We start from the raw sequence: 16,328 nt of genomic DNA, 5'->3' as shown, positions 1-16,328 counted from the left end.
CCGCGGCGGGGCGCCTTCGGCGATCACGTCAGACCGCGGCGGGGGTGCCCTCGGCGGTCACGATCCGCAGGAGCCGGGCCAGCCGCTCGCGGGTCTGCGCGTCCGCGGGGGCGTAGACGGTCATCCGCGGGCCGTCCTGCGGGCCGAGCCACAGGTGGCTGAAGTCGAAGGCGAGCAGGCCCACTTCGGGGTTGAGGTAGCGCTTGACGTGGCTGCCGGGCCGCACCACGTCGTGCCGCTCCCAGGCCTGGCGGAATTCCGCCGAATTCTGCTGGAGCCGCCGCAGCAGCCCCTTCCAGCCGGGCTCGCCGAGGTGCTGGGCCATCGAGGCGCGGAACTTCCCCGCCATCAGCCGGGTGTTCTCCTCGCGGTCCAGCATCCGCTCGCGCCACAGCGGGTGGGTGAAGGCGAGCCACATGACGTTGCGGTCCTCGGCGGGCAGCGCGTCCAGGTCCGTCACCAGCCGCGCGTACGTGCGGTTGTACGCGACGATGTCGTAGCGGCTGTTGAAGACCGCGGCGGGCAGCGGCTCCAGCTGGTCGAGCATCGCGCGCATCGCCGGGGACATGCCCGGACCCTCCAGGTGCGGATGCGGGTCGGCGGTGCCGGCCAGCGTGAACAGGTGGCTGCGCTCGCCCGCGTCGAGCATCAGCGCGCGGGCGATGGCGTCCGCGACCTGGCCCGACACCTGGATGTCGCGGGCCTGCTCCAGCCATGTGTACCAGGTGACGCCGACCGCGGCGAGCTGCGCGACCTCCTCGCGGCGCAGCCCGGGCGTCCGCCGCCGGCGCCCCGGCGGCAGGCCGACCTGCTCGGGCGCGATGCGCTCGCGGCGGCTGCGCAGGAAGTGCGCGAGTTCGCGCCGCCGGCTCTCCCCGGACTCCGTGTCCCGCGCGGCTTCGGGTACGCGCGCGGCGGGTGCGGGCGGCGGTGTCGTGGTCATGCTCCCAGCGTGCCGGACGCGGCAGCCAGTTGCCAGGTGGTCGGTATACCTGGATAAACGCTCTCTGGTACCCCCCTGAGCGCGGGTCCAGTGTGAATGACGTGACCGACATGGACAAGACCCTCACCTCCCGGGCCCAGGTGCTGCCCCGCGTGACCCGCATCGCGGCACCCGCCCCCGTACCCGCGGCGCCGCCCGTGCTGAGTGCGCTCGGACTGCTGACCGTGCTGCTCGGCGCCGCCCTCCCGATGGTCGACTTCTTCATCGTCAACGTGGCCCTGCCGACCATCGACCGCGATCTCGCCGCGGGACCCGCGGTGCTGGAGATGGTCGTGGCCGGATACGGCGTCGCGTACGCCGTGCTGCTCGTGCTCGGCGGCCGGCTGGGCGACATGCTCGGCCGCCGCACCCTCTTCCTGTGGGGCCTCGGCCTCTTCGCGGCGACCTCGCTCGCGTGCGGGCTCGCCCCCACCGCCTGGACGCTGGTGGCCGCCCGCGTCGCGCAGGGCGCGGCCTCCGCGCTGCTGCTGCCGCAGGCGCTCGCGACCATCCAGGCCGCCACGTCCGGCAGCAGCCGCGGCCGGGCGCTCAGCTACTACGGCGCCACCGCGGGCATCGCGAGCGTCGTCGGGCAGGTGCTCGGCGGGGTGCTGGTCTCCGCGGACCTCGCCGGCTCCGGCTGGCGGTCGATCTTCCTGGTCAACGTGCCCATCGCGGCGGTCGCGCTGGTGCTGGCGTGGAAGTCCGTGCCCGAGACGCGCTCGGACAACCCGGCGCGCGTCGACCGGCCCGGCACCGTACTGCTCGCGGTGACGCTCGTCGCGCTGCTGCTGCCGCTCACCGAGGGGCGCGCGGCCGGGTGGCCGCTGTGGTCGTGGGTGCTGCTGGGCGTCTCGCCCTTCGCGGGCGCGGCCTTCGTGGCCGTCGAACGCCGCGGGGAGCGGACCGGCGGCGATCCGCTGTTGCCGCCGTCGCTGCTGCGGATCCACAGCGTACGCAGCGGGCTGCTGCTCATCCTGCCGCTGTGCGTCGGCTTCGGCGGCTTCATGTTCGTGCTCGCCGTGGCCATGCAGGACGGGCTGCGCTTCGGGGCGCTCGCGGCGGGCGCCGCGCTCGCGCCGCTGTCCGCGGCGTTCTTCGCGGCCTCGCTGCTGGGGCCGCGCGTCGTCGCCCGCTTCGGGCGGCTCACCGTGACGGGCGGCTCCCTCGTCCAGGCCGCGGGCCTGCTCACCCTCACCGGGACCTTCTTCTGGGGCTGGCCGCACCTCGGCGTCTGGGCGCTGGCTCCCGGCATGGCGCTGACCGGCTTCGGCCAGGGCTTCCTGCTGCCCGTCGTCTTCCGCATCGTCCTGAGCGAGGTGCCCGCGGCGCGGGCCGGGGTGGGCGGCGGCGCGATGGCCACGACCCAGCAGGCCAGCCTCGCGCTGGGCGTCGCGACGCTGGGCACGCTCTTCCTGACGCTCACCACGTCCGTGGGCGTGAGGGACGCGCTGGTCTGGACCCTGCTGACCCAGCTCGCCGCGGTGGCCGCTCAGGTCGCCCTGAGCTTCCGCCTCCCACGCACGGTCGCCTGAAGGGGCTCGCTTCTGCCGCAGAGGGCAACCATCAGGGGCGCGGGGAACTGCGCGACCAGCCCCCACCGGCGGAAGGTCCCGCAAAGCACCGCGCCCGGCAGGGCGGAGGGACCCCCCCGCCCGCCGGGAGGCGGCTCAGCAGCCGAGGAGGCGGCCCGCGAGGTAGGACTCGACCTGGTCGAGGGAGACACGTTCCTGCGTCATCGTGTCGCGCTCGCGCACGGTCACCGCGTTGTCCTCAAGCGTGTCGAAGTCCACCGTGACGCAGAACGGCGTGCCGATCTCGTCCTGGCGGCGGTAGCGGCGGCCGATCGCGCCCGCGTCGTCGAACTCGATGTTCCAGTTCTTGCGCAGCGCCGTCGCGAGGCCCTTCGCCTTCGGGGAGAGCTCGGGGTTGCGGGACAGCGGAAGGACCGCGACCTTGACCGGGGCGAGCCGCGGGTCGAGCCGCATCACGGTGCGCTTCTCCATGACGCCCTTCGCGTTGGGCGCCTCGTCCTCGTTGTACGCGTCGAGCATGAAGGCGAGCATCGCGCGGTTCACGCCCGCCGCGGGCTCGATGACGTACGGGTACCAGCGCTCGCCGGCCTCCTGGTCGAAGTAGATCAGGTCCTGGCCGGAGCCCTTGGAGTGCGCGGAGAGGTCGAAGTCCGTGCGGTTGGCGACACCCTCCAGCTCGCTGAACTCCTGGCCGCCGAAGTTGAAGCGGTACTCGATGTCGGCGGTGCGCTTGGAGTAGTGGGAGAGCTTCTCCTTGGGGTGCTCCAGCCAGCGCATGTTGTCCTCGCGCAGGCCCAGGCCCGTGTACCAGTTCCAGCGCTCCTGCATCCAGTACTCGTGCCACTTCTCGTCCTCGCCGGGCTTGACGAAGAACTCCATCTCCATCTGCTCGAACTCGCGGGTGCGGAAGATGAAGTTGCCGGGCGTGATCTCGTTGCGGAAGGACTTGCCCATCTGCGCGATGCCGAACGGCGGCTTCTTGCGCGAGGCGATCTGCACCAGGGCGAAGTTGACGAAGATGCCCTGCGCGGTCTCGGGGCGCAGGTACGCGATCGAGCCGGCGTCCTGCGTCGGGCCGAGGTGCGTCTGGAGCATGCCGGAGAACTGCTTGGGCTCGGTGAAGGCGCCCTTGGTGCCGCAGTGCGGGCAGTTGATGTCGGCGAGGCCGTTCGCGGGGAGCTTGCCGTGCTTGGCCTCGTACGCCTCCTCCAGGTGGTCGGCGCGGTAGCGCTTGTGGCAGGAGGTGCACTCGGTGAGCGGGTCGGAGAAGGTGGCCAGGTGGCCGGAGGCGACCCACACCTCGGGGGCGAGGATCACCGAGGAGTCCAGGCCCACCACGTCCTCGCGCGAGGTGACCATCGCCCGCCACCACTGGCGCTTGATGTTCTCCTTCAGCTCGACGCCCAGCGGCCCGTAGTCCCAGGCGGCCTTCGAGCCGCCGTAGATCTCGCTGCTCGGGAATACGAAGCCACGGCGCTTGCTCAGGCTGACGATGGTGTCGATCTTGTCGGCGGCCACGGTGCTCTCTTCAGTGCGACGAAGGGGTCAGTTGCCCCAGATTACCGGCGGGGACGGGGCGCATATCAAATCGCTCGGGCGGCCTGCAAGGACAGGCCCGGGGCGGCACGGTCCGCGACGCAATTGACAATCGTTTCCAACTGGGATGAAAATGACTGTCATGAAGATCAGCCGCCGGGTGATACCCGCCGCCGCGCTCGTCGCCGTCGCCGCCCTCGCCGTGCCCGCACTGACCGCCTGCTCCAGCAAGTCCGGCTCCGGCTCCGGTGACGCGAAGGGCGGCGGGAAGCTGGCCGTCACCGCGTCCTTCTACCCGCTGGAATTCCTCGCCGAGCGCATCGGCGGCTCGTACGTGCAGGTCACGGACCTGACCAAGCCCGGCGTCGAGCCGCACGACCTGGAGCTGGCCCCGAAGCAGATCGCGGCGCTGTCGAAGGCCGATGTGATCATCTCGCTGCACGGCCTCCAGCCCGCCGTGGACGACGCCGTCGCGCAGTCCGGCGTCGAGCACACCGTGGACGCCGCGAAGCTCACGACGCTGGAGGACCACGGCACCGAGGTCGACGGGCGCCACCACACCACCGGCGACAACGGCAGCGGCGGCGAGAGCGAGGAGGACGCCGGCTCGGACCCGCACATATGGCTGGACCCGGTGCGCTACGCCGAGGTCGCCAAGGGCGTCGGCAAGGCCCTCCAGGCCGCGGACCCCGCACACGCGGCCGCGTACGGGAAGAACACCGACACGCTCGTGGCGCAGCTCGGCGCGCTGGACACCGCCTTCCGGGACGGGCTGAAGAACCGTTCCACCGACACGTTCGTCACCACCCACGCCGCCTTCGGCTACCTCGCCGAGCGCTACGGCCTGGTCGAGGAGGCGATCAACGGCATCGACCCGGAGTCCGAGCCGAGCGCCGCCCGGATGAAGGCGCTGCACGACCTGGCCGGGCGCGACCACGTCACGACCATCTTCTTCGAGACGCTGGTCAGCGACCGGACGGCGAAGACCGTCGCGGGCGACCTGCACCTGCGCACCGACGTGCTCGACCCGATCGAGGGCATCACGGGTAAATCCCGCGGCAAGGACTACTTCGCCGTCCAGCGCAGCAACCTCGCCGCCCTCCAGCAGGCGCTGGGCGTCCGCAAATGACCGGCCCCGTCCTGAGCCTGCGCGGCGCGCACGCCGAGCTGGGCGGCCGCGAGGTGCTGCACGGCGTCGACCTGGCCGTGGGGCCCGGCGAGGTCGTGGCGCTGCTGGGCGCGAACGGCTCGGGCAAGTCCACGGCCGTACGCGCCGCGGTCGGGCGGGTGCGGCTGACCGCGGGCGAGTGGGAGCTGTTCGGCACGCCGGGGGCGCGCTTCCGGCAGTGGGCCCGGCTCGGCTATGTGCCGCAGCGCACGACCGCGGCCGCCGGGGTGCCCGCGACCGTACGGGAGGTCGTCGCCTCCGGGCGGCTGGCCCGTACCCGGCTGCGCCCGCCGCGCCGGGCCGACCGGGAGGCCGTCACGCGCGCGCTGGAGCTGGTGGGGCTCGCCGACCGGGCGCGGGAGAGCGTCGACGCGCTGTCCGGCGGGCAGCACCAGCGGGTGCTGATCGCCCGCGCGCTGGCCGGGGAGCCCGAACTCCTCGTCATGGACGAGCCGATGGCCGGCGTCGACCTGGCCGCGCAGGACGTGCTGGCCGACACCGTCCGCACGCAGGCCGCGGCCGGCACGTCGGTGCTGCTCGTGCTGCACGAGCTGGGGCCGCTGGAGCCGCTCATCGACCGCGCGGTGCTGCTGCGCGACGGCCGGGTGGCGCACACCGGCCCGCCGCGCGAGCTGACGCTGCCCGCGCAAGCCCCCCTGCACCCGCACGCCGACCCCGCGACCGCTCCGGTGAAGGGACCGCTGGACCGATGGACCTCCTGAACTACGCCTTCATGCAGCGCGCGCTGCTCGCCGCCCTGCTGGTCGGGATGACCGCGCCCGCCGTCGGCGTCTTCCTGGTGCAGCGGCGGCAGGCGATCATGGGCGACGGCATCGGCCACGTCGCCCTCACCGGTGTCGCGCTGGGCTTCCTGCTCCAGGTCAGCCCGGTGTGGACGGCCGTCGGCGTCTCGGTGGCCGGCTCGCTGGCGATGGAGCTGATCCGCTCGTACGGCAAGGCGCGCGGCGACCTGGCGCTCGCGATGCTCTTCTACGGCGGCATGGCCGGCGGCGTGATGATCATCTACCTCGCGCCCAACGGCTCCAACGCCAACCTCGCCACGTATCTCTTCGGCTCCATCAGCACCGTCTCCCCGCAGGACATCCCGCCGATGATCGCGCTCGCCGCGTTCGTGCTGCTCGTGGTGGTGGCGCTGCGGCGGCAGCTGTTCGCCGTCTGCCAGGACGAGGAGTTCGCGTACGTCGGCGGGCTGCCGGTGCGCGCGCTCAACCTGCTGCTCGCGGTGACCGCCGCCGTCACCGTCACGGTCGCCATGCGGGCGGTGGGGCTGCTGCTGGTCAGCGCGCTCATGGTCATCCCGGTCGCCGCGGCGCAGCAGGTCACCCGGGGTTTCGCCTGGACACTCGCGGTGTCCGTGGTGATCGGCGTCACGGTCGCGCTGTCCGGCACCGTCTTCTCCTACTACGCCGACGTGCCACCCGGCTCCAGCATCGTGCTCGCCGCCCTGGCCCTCTTCCTGCTCTTCGCCGCCGCGGGCTCTCCGGCGCTCCGCAGGCTCGGCCGGATGCGCCGGGGCTGGCACAATGGGGGCGTCGGGACGCGCACGCCGTCATGAGGAGGCACCGGTGACCACCACGAAGCAGTCCGCCCCCGCCGGCGCTCCCCCGGTCGCCGGGCGCGCGACCCGGCAGCGGGCGGCCGTCGCGGCGGCGCTGGACGAGGTCGACGAATTCCGCAGCGCGCAGGACCTGCACGACATCCTCCGCCACCGCGGCGCCTCGGTGGGCCTCACCACCGTCTACCGCACCCTCCAGTCCCTCGCCGACGCGGGTGAGATCGACGTCCTCCGTACGGGTGAAGGCGAATCCGTCTACCGCCGCTGCTCGGGCGGCGGCCACCACCACCACCTCGTCTGCCGCTCCTGCGGCAAGGCCGTCGAGGTCGAGGGCCCCGCGGTCGAACGGTGGGCGGAGGCGGTGGCCTCCGACCACGGTTTCGTGGACGTCGCCCACACGATCGAGATCTTCGGCACCTGCCGCGACTGCGCGGAGCAGTAGGCGGTAGGCAGTACGCGGCTCAGGAGGCGCCGGACTCGTTCGGGAGGGCGCCGCCGAAGCGGCGGTCGCGGCTGGCGAACTCGTGGCAGGCGCGCCACAGGTCGCGGCGGTCGAAGTCGGGCCACAGGACGTCCTGGAAGACCATCTCCGCGTAGCTGCTCTGCCACAGCAGGTAGTTGGACGTGCGCATCTCGCCGCTCGGGCGGAGGAAGAGGTCGACGTCCGGCATGTCCGGGTAGTAGAGGTATTTCGCGAAGGTCTTCTCGTTGACCTTGCCCGGGTCGAGCTTGCCGGCGGCGATGTCGCGGGCGAGGGCCTGGGCGGCGTCGGCGATCTCGGCGCGGCCGCCGTAGTTGAGGCAGAAATACAGCGTCATCGCGTTGTTGCCGACGGTCTGCTCCTGGGCGACCTGGAGCTCCTGGACCACGGACTTCCACATCTTCGGCATGCGGCCGACCCAGCGGATGCGGATGCCGAGCTCGTCCATCTCGTCGCGGCGGCGGCGGATGACGTCGCGGTTGAAGTTCATCAGGAAGCGCACCTCGTCGGGCGAGCGCTTCCAGTTCTCGGTGGAGAAGGCGTAGAGCGAGAGGTTCTTGACGCCGATCTCCAGGCAGCCCTTGAGGACGTCGAGGACGACGCCCTCGCCGACCTTGTGGCCCTCGGTGCGGGGCAGGCCGCGCTCCTTGGCCCAGCGGCCGTTGCCGTCCATGACGATCGCGACGTGCTTGGGCACCAGCTCCGAGGGCAGCTTCGGCGGCCGGGCACCGGAGGGGTGCGGGTCGGGAGTGCGGTAGGAGGTCCGGTTCCGGGCCAGAATCCCGCGACGTGCCATGCTCGTGCTTCTCCTACATCTCGGCCGGCGCGGTGGCCCTGCCGGTGTTCTCGGACTTGTCAGCCTTGTCGGTCTTCTCGACGAAGCGCAGGGAGCGCAGCCCGCGCTCCAGGTGCCACTGGAGGTAGGCCGCGACCAGCCCGCTGCCCTCGCGGCGGTGCCGCGGCTCGCAGGCGTCGGCGGTCTCCCAGTCGCCGCCGAGCAGCGCGCCGAGGAGTTCCAGCGACTCCCGCGAGGGTACGACGCTTCCCGCCACGCGGCACTCCCCGCAGACCACACCGCCCGAGCCGACGGCGAAGAAGCGGTTGGGGCCGGCCATGCCGCACTTGGCGCAGTCGTCGAAGCTGGGGGCGTAGCCGTTGACGGCGAGGGAGCGCAGCAGGAAGGCGTCGAGGACGAGCCGGGCGTCGTGGTCCCCAGCGGCGAGCGTGCGCAGGGCGCCGACCAGCAGCAGATACTGCTGCACCGCGGGCTCGCCCTCGTGGTCGGTGAAGCGCTCGGCGGTCTCCAGCATGGCGCTGCCCGCGGTGTAGCGCTCGTAGTCGGCGACGATGGGGCTGCCGTACGGGGCGATGGTCTCGCTCTGCGTGCACAGCGGCAGCCCGCGGCCGACGAGGTCGCCGCCGCGGGCGAAGAACTGCACGTCGACGTGGCTGAAGGGCTCCAGCCGGGCGCCGAACTTCGACTTCGTGCGGCGCACCCCACGGGCGACCGCGCGCACCCGGCCGTGCCGCCGGGTCAGCAGCGTGATGATCCGGTCCGCCTCACCCAGCTTCTGGGTGCGCAGCACGATGCCGTCGTCGCGGAACAGACTCATACGGCCCATTCTCGCCTACGCCGCGACCGCCGCGGGCCGTCTCCCCGGGTTGGCTTCCCCGGCCCCTTTCCTGGCCCCGCCCCGCCCCCGGGCTCAGCGTTCGGCACCCGGCGCGACCAGGCCGGACTCGTACGCGGCGATGACCAGTTGGGCCCGGTCGCGGGCGCCCAGCTTGCCCATGATGCGGCTCACATGGGTCTTGGCGGTGAGCGGGCTGAGGCCCAGCGCCTCACCGGCCTCGGTGTTGTTCAGGCCACGGGCGACCAGGGTGAGCACCTCGCGCTCGCGGTCGGACAGCCCGGCGAGCCGTCCCGCGGCGGAGGAGCACACCGTGACCGGCGGGCGGTCGGGCAGCCGCAGCACCCGGGCGATGAGCCGGGCGGTGGGGCCGGGCGACAGCAGCGCGTCACCGGCGGCGACGGTACGGATCGCGTCCAGCAGCTCGGCCGGCCGGGTGTCCTTGACCATGAAGCCGGACGCGCCCGCGCGCAGCGCCGCCACCACGTGATCGTCGTCGTCGTAGGTGGTCAGCACCAGGATCCGCACCCCGGCGAGGTCGTCGTCGGCGGCGATCGTGCGGGTGGCCTCGATACCGTCCATCACCGGCATACGGATGTCCATGACGATGACGTCGGCGCGCGAGGTGCGGGCCGCGGCCACCGCTTCGGCGCCGTTGGCCGCCTCGCCGACCACCTCCATGTCGCGGGCCGACTCGACGAGCATCGCGAACGCCGCCCGCACCAGCGTCTGGTCGTCGGCGAGCAGCACCCGGATCGGTGGGGGTGTGGTCATCTGCGCTCTCCCTGGAGGTGGTCGGTGCCGGGTTCGGCGGCGGGCGCGGGGACGCGGGCGGCCGCCTCGGCGGTGCACGGCAGCACCGCGAGGACGCGGAAGCCCGGGGCGCCGTCCGTCCGCGGGCCCGCCGCGAAGGTGCCGCCGACGCTGCGGGCCCGCTCGCGCATGCCCACCAGCCCGAAGCCCTCGGGCCGCCCGGCCTCGGGCGGCTTGACCGGCGCGGGGCCCTCGTCCTCGACGGACACGTGCAGCGCGTCGCCCTCGCGCACGACGCTCACCCGCACCAGCGGCGAGAGCGCGCCGGAGTGGCGTACGGCGTTGGTCAGCGACTCCTGCACGATCCGGTACGCCGCCGCGCCCACCGCGGGCGGCACCGGCAGGGGCTTCGTGTCGAGGTCCAGCTCGACCTTGGCGCCCGCGGCCTCGGCCGCCCGGGTCAGCGCCGGTATCCCTTCGAGATCCGGCAGCGGCCCGTCGCTGTCGGCGCGCAGCACCTTCAGCGTCGTCCGCAGCTCGGCGCGGGCCTCCCGGCACGTCTCGGCGATCGCGTCCAGCGCGCCCGCCACGGCCGTGCGGTCCAGCCGTTCGGGGTCGGCGACCAGGATGTGCGCGGCCACGGACGTCTGCACGCCGATGAGGGTGATGCTGTGCGCGAGCAGGTCGTGCAGATCCCGCGCGATCCGCAGCCGCTCCTCGGCGACCCGGCGGGCCGCCTCCTCCTCACGCGTGCGCTCGGCGCGGTCGGCGCGCTCCTTGATCGCGGCGATGTACGTCCGGTGCATCCGGACGACCTCGCCGACCACCGCGACCGCCACTATCCAGCCCGCCCCCTGGAGCATCGCGCTGCCCGCGGTGGGCTTGGCGATCACCGTCATGACGGTGGCCATCAGGCCGAAGACGGTCGGCACCGCCAGGAACGTCCGCAGCGGGGGTCCCGCGACCGCGACCGAATACAGGGCGACGATGCTGGAGAGCACCGGGGCTTCCTGGATGTTCTCCAGGTAGTGGTAGGGCGCGACCACCACGAGCATGGCGAGCAGGCACCACATCGGCGTGCGGCGCCGCCAGACGAGGACGGTGGCGCTGGCCGCCAGCAGGAGCCAGCCGACTGCGTCGGGGCGGTGGCTGCGTGGGGCTTCCGGCAGTCCCAGGGCGATGGCGGCCTGCACCGCCAGGACCACGGCCGCCAGTGCGATGTCCCGCCCCGACACATCGGGCGGCTCCGCCGCTTTGGGGGACCTCACGCTGAGGTCGAGGCTCTTGAGCACGGCTCCATCTTCCGTGATGAGGTCCCCTCGCGGGGGCGAGCTTTTTGCGCTGCCGCGCGGGGTGAGCGTTTTTAGGGGCGCGGGGAACTGCGCGCTCAGCCACGTACGTGGCGCGGGTAGTCACCGGCCCGAAGGGGCAGTTCGGTTCGTACCGGACCACCGGCCGGTGGGTGGTTGCTCGCGCAGTTCCCCGCGCCCCTGGGGGTGCCCGCCCCGCGCAAGCGCTATCGCTTGCTCGGGTGTATCGGGGACGGGTACCAGACGCGGTTGCCGAGGAGGGTCGTGGCTGCGGGGACGAGGAAGGGGCGGACCACGAAGGTGTCGAGGAGGACGCCGAGGGCGATGACGAGGCCCATCTCGACCATCATCACCAGCGGGAGGGACGCCAGGACCGTGAACGTCGCCGCGAGGACGATGCCCGCGGAGGCGATGACGCCGCCCGTGGTGTCGAGTGCGGCGACCGCCGCGTCCTTCGGGCCCGCCCCGGCGCGTGCTTCCTCGCGCATGCGGTGCATCAGGAAGATGCCGTAGTCGACGCCGAGTGCCACCAGGAGGACGAAGCTCAGCAGTGGCAGGCCGGGGTCGATGCCGTGGAAGCCCAGCAGGGGGCCGAAGATGAGGCCGCCGATACCGAGGGCGGCGGCCCAGACGAGGACCATCGCGGCGGTGAGCAGCAGCGGTGCGACGAGGCTGCGCAGCAGGGCGGTGAGGAGCAGGAAGACCGCGGCGAGGACGAGCGGGATGACGAGGTCGCGGTCGCGCGAGGAGGTCGTCGCGGTGTCCATGGCCTGCGCGCTGGCGCCGCCGACGAGGCCGTGGTCCGCGGCGGTGGCGGCCCGCAGCCGGGTGATGGTGGCTTTCTCGGCCGCGGTGTCGGGCGCGGCCGTGGCGTAGACGTTGATCTCCGTCCAGCCGCGTCCGGAGCGGCCGGTGGCGGCGGAGGCGACGCCCTCGGTCGCCGCGGCCGCGGCCTTGGCGGTGGCGGCCCGCGCGGTGGGGACGACGACGGTGATGGCCTGGGCGCTGCGTTCGGGGAAGGCGCGCTGGAGGACGTGGGCGGCGGAGACGGATTCCGGGGTGCTGGTGAAGGTCTCGTCCTGGTGGAGGGCGCCGGGCAGGTTGCCGATGCCTAGGGCGAGCGCGCCGACGGCGACGGTGGAGGCGGCGAGGACGGCGACCGGGCGGCGGGTGACGAAGAGGCCGATGCGCCGGTAGACGCCGCGCCGGGAGCGGGTGGTGCTGCCGTAGGCCGGGATGAGGGGCCAGAAGACGCGGCGGCCGAGCAGGACGAGCACGGCGGGCAGCAACGTGGTCATGGCCGCGAGCGAGCAGACGATGCCGACGGCCCCGACCGGGCCGAGGCCGCGGCTGCTGTTGAGGTCGGCGGCCAGCAGGCAGAGCAGGCCGGCGACGACGGTGGCGGCGGAGGTGAGGACGGCGGGGCCGACACCGCGCAGGGCGGCGCGCATCGCCGCGTACGGTTCGGGTTCGCGCCGCAGCTCCTCCCGGTAGCGGGAGATGAGCAGCAGGGCGTAGTCGGTGCCCGCGCCGAAGATGAGCACGGTCATGACGGACGAGCTCATGTCGGAGACGGTCAGCCCGAAGGCCTTGACCAGGCCGTAGACGATGGCCATCGAGGTGCCCGCGGCGACCCCGACGACGCCGAGCGGGACGAGCCACAGGAAGGGGCTGCGGTAGGTGAGGATGAGCAGCAGGGCGACGATCCCGGCTGTGGTGACGAGCAGGGTGCCGTCGATGCTGGCGAAGACCTCCTTGGCGTCGCCCTGCGCGGCGCCCGGTCCGCCCACGTCGAGGGTGAGGCCGGCGGGGCGGTCGGCGGCGAGCCGCTCCCGTACGTCCTTGACCACGTCCTCGGGCTTGCCGGCGCTCTCGGCGAGGGAGACGGGCACCATGAGCGTGCGGCCGTCCCTGGAGGTGACGGGCGCCGGGGTGGGGGCGGCCAGCGGGTAGGCGCGGCCGAGGTCGGCGGCCTGGCGGGCGGCGGTGGCCTTGTCGGCGGCGGTGAGCCCGCCGGCCCGGTCGTAGACGAGCACGAGGTCGGTGGCGCTGCCGCCGGCCATCCGCTGCTGGATCTTGGCGACCTGGGTGGACTGCGCGCTCGCGGGCAGGTAGTCGACGGCCTCGTCGTGCTTGACGCCGTTGAGCTTGCCCGCGAAGACGCCGGCCACGGCGAGCACGACGATCCACAGTCCGATCACGGCCCACGGCAGCCCCCGCCGCCCCGTGGACCTTCTGCCGCCGCCCGGTGGAGGCGGCCCCGCGTCACCGGTGGTGCGCCGCCGCGCGGTGGTGGTGCCGCCGGGCGCAGGGCCCGATGCGATCCCGATGCCTTCGCTGCTTTCCGCGCTGTTGCGTTCCGTGGCCCTCATCGGGGCCTCCCCTCCGACGTGCACTGGCTGACCACACCAGCGTCCCGTCACGGGGAGCGCGGATCATCGGGCTCAGGAGTGAAGTGGGCGTTACTCCCCGCGACGATCACGGAGGGCCGTTACTCCCCGCGGAGTAGGCGCGGGGAGGTAGCCGGCGCCCGTGGGAGTCAGCCCGTGGTCGCAGCCGCGGCCAGCAGCCGGTCGATGTCGTCGCGGTTCAGCGACAGGCAGCGGCCGACCGCCTCCAGGACCTCGCGCTCGGCGGGCAGGTAGGGGCCGTCGGCGAGGGCGATGTGGGCGCCCTGGAGCAGGACCCGCTCGCGGCCGAGGTCGTCGAGGTGGTCGGAGAGCGGTTCGAGCGCCTCGTGCAGCTCGATGGACAGCCAGCTGCCGCAGCCGTCGATGGGCTGGTCGGCGAAGGAGTAGTGGCCCAGCTCCTGCGAGGCGCCGTAGCGGCCCTCGTCGGCGACGATCGCGGCGAGCAGGCCGAGCAGCTGGTCCTCGGTGCAGTCGCTGAAGCCGGCCGCGCGCACCGCGCCGACGGCGGCGTCGCGGGCCGGGCGGCCGCTGGTGCCGCCCGCGGTGAGCACGGCGAGCGCGACGGTGTGGACGGCGTCGCGCAGCATCGCGGAGAAGCGGGTCGTGGTGGGGGTGAGCAGCGCGCCGGAGTCGTAGTGGCGGTGGCAGGCGGAGCACTCGATCACGGAGCCCGCGCTGCCGCGGCTGAGCAGCGGCACGCTGAGCACGGTCAGGCGGCGGGTGCCCGTTCTGCGGTGGTAGCTGCGGTCGCCCCCGCAGTCGGGGCAGAAGAACTCACCGTCGTCCTCGGTGTGCCAGGACGTGCGCACACCCCAGATCATCAGCCCCAGCATCTTCACGCTGCACCCTCCGGCCCGTCCTCGTCCCGGTACGCACTCGCATCGCCCGCATCGGCCCGTGCGTTGCGCTGCATCGTGCGCTGCGTGCGCGGTGAAGCCCCGGCGACGGTGCCGTACGCCGTGATGTTAGCCACATCAGCGAGGCGCAGTCAGTACCGCGTACGGGGGCAATTCCCTACTACCCCCGTACGCGTGGGACGGTTCGTACCGTTTCGCCTGATTGGCGAACGGACCCGCGGCGGGCTCGCGACGGGCCCCGGAAGGTCAGCGACCGGCGCGGTTGACCGCCGAGACGACGGCGCTGAGCGCGGCCCGCGTGGTGTTCGCGTCGATGCCGATGCCCCACAGGACGCGGCCGCCGATGGCGCATTCGATGTACGAGGCGGCCTGCGAGGAGGCGCCCTCGCTCATGGTGTGCTCGGAGTAGTCCAGCAGCCGGGCGTCCACGCCGATCTTGCCCAGGGCGTCGAAGAAGGCGGAGATCGGGCCGTTGCCGTTGCCGCTCAGCACGGTCGGCTCGCCGTCCACGACGGCTTCCACCGTAAGAGCGTCCGTTCCGTCGCTCGACGTTGACGCCTGCGCCGAGCGCAGGGTGATGCGGCCCCACGCGTTGTCCTGCGTGGGCAGGTACTCGTCGCGGAAGACGGACCAGATCTGCTCGGGCGTGACCTCGCCGCCCTCGGCGTCGGTCTTGGCCTGGATGATCTTCGAGAACTCGATCTGCATGCGGCGCGGCAGGTCCAGCTTGTGCCCGTTCTTCAGCACGTAGGCCACGCCGCCCTTGCCGGACTGCGAGTTGACGCGGATGACGGCCTCGTACGAGCGGCCGACGTCCTTGGGGTCGATGGGCAGGTACGGGACCTCCCACGTGATGTCGTCCACGGTCTTCCCGGCGGCGGCAGCGGTGGCCTCCATCGCCTCGAAGCCCTTCTTGATGGCGTCCTGGTGGGAGCCGGAGAAGGAGGTGTAGACCAGGTCGCCCGCGTAGGGGTGGCGCGGGTGGACCTCCATCTGGTTGCAGTATTCGGCGGTGCGGCGGACCTCGTCGATCTGCGAGAAGTCGATCTGCGGGTCGACGCCCTGGCTGAACAGGTTCATGCCCAGCGTGACCAGGTCGACGTTGCCGGTGCGCTCGCCCTGGCCGAACAGGCAGCCCTCGATGCGGTCGGCGCCGGCCATCAGGGCCAGCTCGGCGGCCGCCACCGCGGTGCCGCGGTCGTTGTGCGGGTGCACGGACAGGCATACGTACTCGCGCCGCGACAGGTTGCGCGACATCCACTCGAAGCGGTCGGCGTGCGTGGAGGGGGTGGAGCGCTCGACGGTCGCGGGCAGGTTGAGGATGATCTCGCGGCCGGGCTCGGGCTGCCAGACGTCCATGACGCCCTCGCAGACCTCCAGCGCGAAGTCCAGCTCGGTGTCGGTGAAGATCTCCGGGCTGTACTGGTAGCCGAAGACCGTCTCGTCGGTCAGCAGCTTGTCGGCGTACTCCATGACCAGCCGGGTGCCGTCCACCGCGATCTGCCGGACCTGCTCGCGGCTGCCGCGGAAGACGACGCGGCGGAAGACCGGGGCGGTGGCGTTGTAGAGGTGCACGGTGGCGCGCGGGGCGCCGCGCAGCGCCTCCACGGTGCGCTCGATCAGCTCCTCGCGGGCCTGCGTCAGGACGGAGATCGTCACGTCCTCGGGGATCGCGCCCTGCTCGATGATGGAGCGCACGAAGTCGAAGTCGGTCGCGCCGGAGGCCGGGAAGCCGACCTCGATCTCCTTGTAGCCCATGCGCACCAGCAGGTCGAACATCTCGCGCTTGCGGGCCGGCGACATCGGGTCGATCAGCGCCTGGTTGCCGTCCCGCAGGTCGGTCGACAGCCAGCGCGGGGCCTTGGTGACACGCGCGTCGGGCCAGGTGCGGTCGGGCAGGTCGACCTGCTCGTAGCGGCCGTACTTGTGGACCGGCATCCCGCTGGGCCGCTGGGTGACGCTCGCGGCGGTGATGGGCGTGGGCTTGCCGACACGCTGGGGGGTGCTCATGGGTTCTTCGACTCCTCGGGGTCCGCTTCGAGAACGGCCGACGGCTGGGAAACGCCGAACTCCGCGGGGAGGGGGTCG

14 protein-coding genes are annotated in these 16,328 nt (G+C 72.8%); 5 read left to right on the top strand and 9 right to left on the bottom strand.

Annotated elements, in window-relative coordinates; genetic code table 11:
* Window positions 1-28: 28 nt before the first annotated feature.
* Window positions 29-943, bottom strand: coding sequence for a helix-turn-helix transcriptional regulator (locus ACH4SL_RS10735; protein WP_398443522.1), 915 nt, complete (start codon window positions 941-943; stop codon window positions 29-31).
* A 110-nt stretch (window positions 944-1,053) separates the two neighbouring features.
* On the opposite strand from ACH4SL_RS10735, the gene ACH4SL_RS10730 reads away from it, so the two are divergent.
* The gene (locus tag ACH4SL_RS10730) at window positions 1,054-2,517 is read left to right on the top strand and encodes an MFS transporter (protein WP_398444094.1); all 1,464 of its coding nucleotides are present in this window, start codon (window positions 1,054-1,056) and stop codon (window positions 2,515-2,517) included.
* Between the two features lie 135 nt (window positions 2,518-2,652).
* Here ACH4SL_RS10730 and ACH4SL_RS10725 read toward each other — a convergent pair whose 3' ends face one another.
* Window positions 2,653-4,035, bottom strand: a complete 1,383-nt coding sequence (locus ACH4SL_RS10725) for a glycine--tRNA ligase (RefSeq protein ID WP_398443520.1) — start codon at window positions 4,033-4,035, stop codon at window positions 2,653-2,655.
* A 160-nt stretch (window positions 4,036-4,195) separates the two neighbouring features.
* Here ACH4SL_RS10725 and ACH4SL_RS10720 point away from each other — a divergent pair, with 160 nt between their 5' ends.
* From ACH4SL_RS10720 to ACH4SL_RS10705, 4 genes are read left to right on the top strand one after another with little or no spacing between them, the layout of a single operon-like run.
* Window positions 4,196-5,182, top strand: a complete 987-nt coding sequence (locus ACH4SL_RS10720) for a metal ABC transporter substrate-binding protein (protein WP_398443518.1) — start codon at window positions 4,196-4,198, stop codon at window positions 5,180-5,182.
* The gene (locus ACH4SL_RS10715) at window positions 5,179-5,943 is read left to right on the top strand and encodes a metal ABC transporter ATP-binding protein (RefSeq protein WP_398443515.1); all 765 of its coding nucleotides are present in this window, start codon (window positions 5,179-5,181) and stop codon (window positions 5,941-5,943) included. Before ACH4SL_RS10720 ends, ACH4SL_RS10715 begins: the two co-directional genes overlap by 4 nt.
* On the top strand, window positions 5,931-6,797 hold the full coding sequence (locus tag ACH4SL_RS10710) for a metal ABC transporter permease (protein WP_398443513.1): 867 nt from the start codon (window positions 5,931-5,933) through the stop codon (window positions 6,795-6,797). Before ACH4SL_RS10715 ends, ACH4SL_RS10710 begins: the two co-directional genes overlap by 13 nt.
* Complete coding sequence (locus ACH4SL_RS10705; RefSeq protein ID WP_398443511.1) at window positions 6,766-7,239, top strand: Fur family transcriptional regulator; 474 nt, start codon at window positions 6,766-6,768, stop codon at window positions 7,237-7,239. The genes ACH4SL_RS10710 and ACH4SL_RS10705 overlap by 32 nt, the downstream gene beginning before the upstream one ends.
* A 19-nt stretch (window positions 7,240-7,258) precedes the next feature.
* On the opposite strand, the gene ACH4SL_RS10700 is transcribed toward ACH4SL_RS10705, so the two are convergent.
* The 7 genes from ACH4SL_RS10700 to leuA form a co-directional block, all read right to left on the bottom strand.
* On the bottom strand, window positions 7,259-8,074 hold the full coding sequence (locus ACH4SL_RS10700; protein WP_398443509.1) for an isoprenyl transferase: 816 nt from the start codon (window positions 8,072-8,074) through the stop codon (window positions 7,259-7,261).
* A 13-nt stretch (window positions 8,075-8,087) separates the two neighbouring features.
* Window positions 8,088-8,891, bottom strand: a complete 804-nt coding sequence (gene recO / locus ACH4SL_RS10695) for a DNA repair protein RecO (protein ID WP_398443507.1) — start codon at window positions 8,889-8,891, stop codon at window positions 8,088-8,090.
* Between the two features lie 93 nt (window positions 8,892-8,984).
* Window positions 8,985-9,683, bottom strand: coding sequence for a response regulator (locus tag ACH4SL_RS10690; RefSeq protein ID WP_398443505.1), 699 nt, complete (start codon window positions 9,681-9,683; stop codon window positions 8,985-8,987).
* Complete coding sequence (locus ACH4SL_RS10685; protein WP_398443503.1) at window positions 9,680-10,954, bottom strand: sensor histidine kinase; 1,275 nt, start codon at window positions 10,952-10,954, stop codon at window positions 9,680-9,682. The genes ACH4SL_RS10690 and ACH4SL_RS10685 overlap by 4 nt, the downstream gene beginning before the upstream one ends.
* 224 nt (window positions 10,955-11,178) lie before the next feature.
* The gene (locus ACH4SL_RS10680; RefSeq protein ID WP_398443501.1) at window positions 11,179-13,344 is read right to left on the bottom strand and encodes an MMPL family transporter; all 2,166 of its coding nucleotides are present in this window, start codon (window positions 13,342-13,344) and stop codon (window positions 11,179-11,181) included.
* 167 nt (window positions 13,345-13,511) lie between these two features.
* Entirely contained in the window at window positions 13,512-14,216 is a 705-nt protein-coding gene (locus ACH4SL_RS10675; RefSeq protein WP_398444092.1) for a TerB family tellurite resistance protein, read from the bottom strand.
* Between the two features lie 270 nt (window positions 14,217-14,486).
* Window positions 14,487-16,250 (bottom strand): 2-isopropylmalate synthase, encoded by a 1,764-nt coding sequence (gene leuA / locus ACH4SL_RS10670; protein ID WP_398443499.1) that lies wholly within the window; start codon window positions 16,248-16,250, stop codon window positions 14,487-14,489.
* Between the last annotated feature and the right edge of the window lie 78 nt (window positions 16,251-16,328).

This window comes from Streptomyces sp. NPDC021020, assembly GCF_044333285.1.
In the GTDB taxonomy this organism is placed as follows: Bacteria; Actinomycetota; Actinomycetes; order Streptomycetales; family Streptomycetaceae; genus Actinacidiphila.
This window is presented reverse-complemented; position numbering and strand designations above follow the sequence as displayed.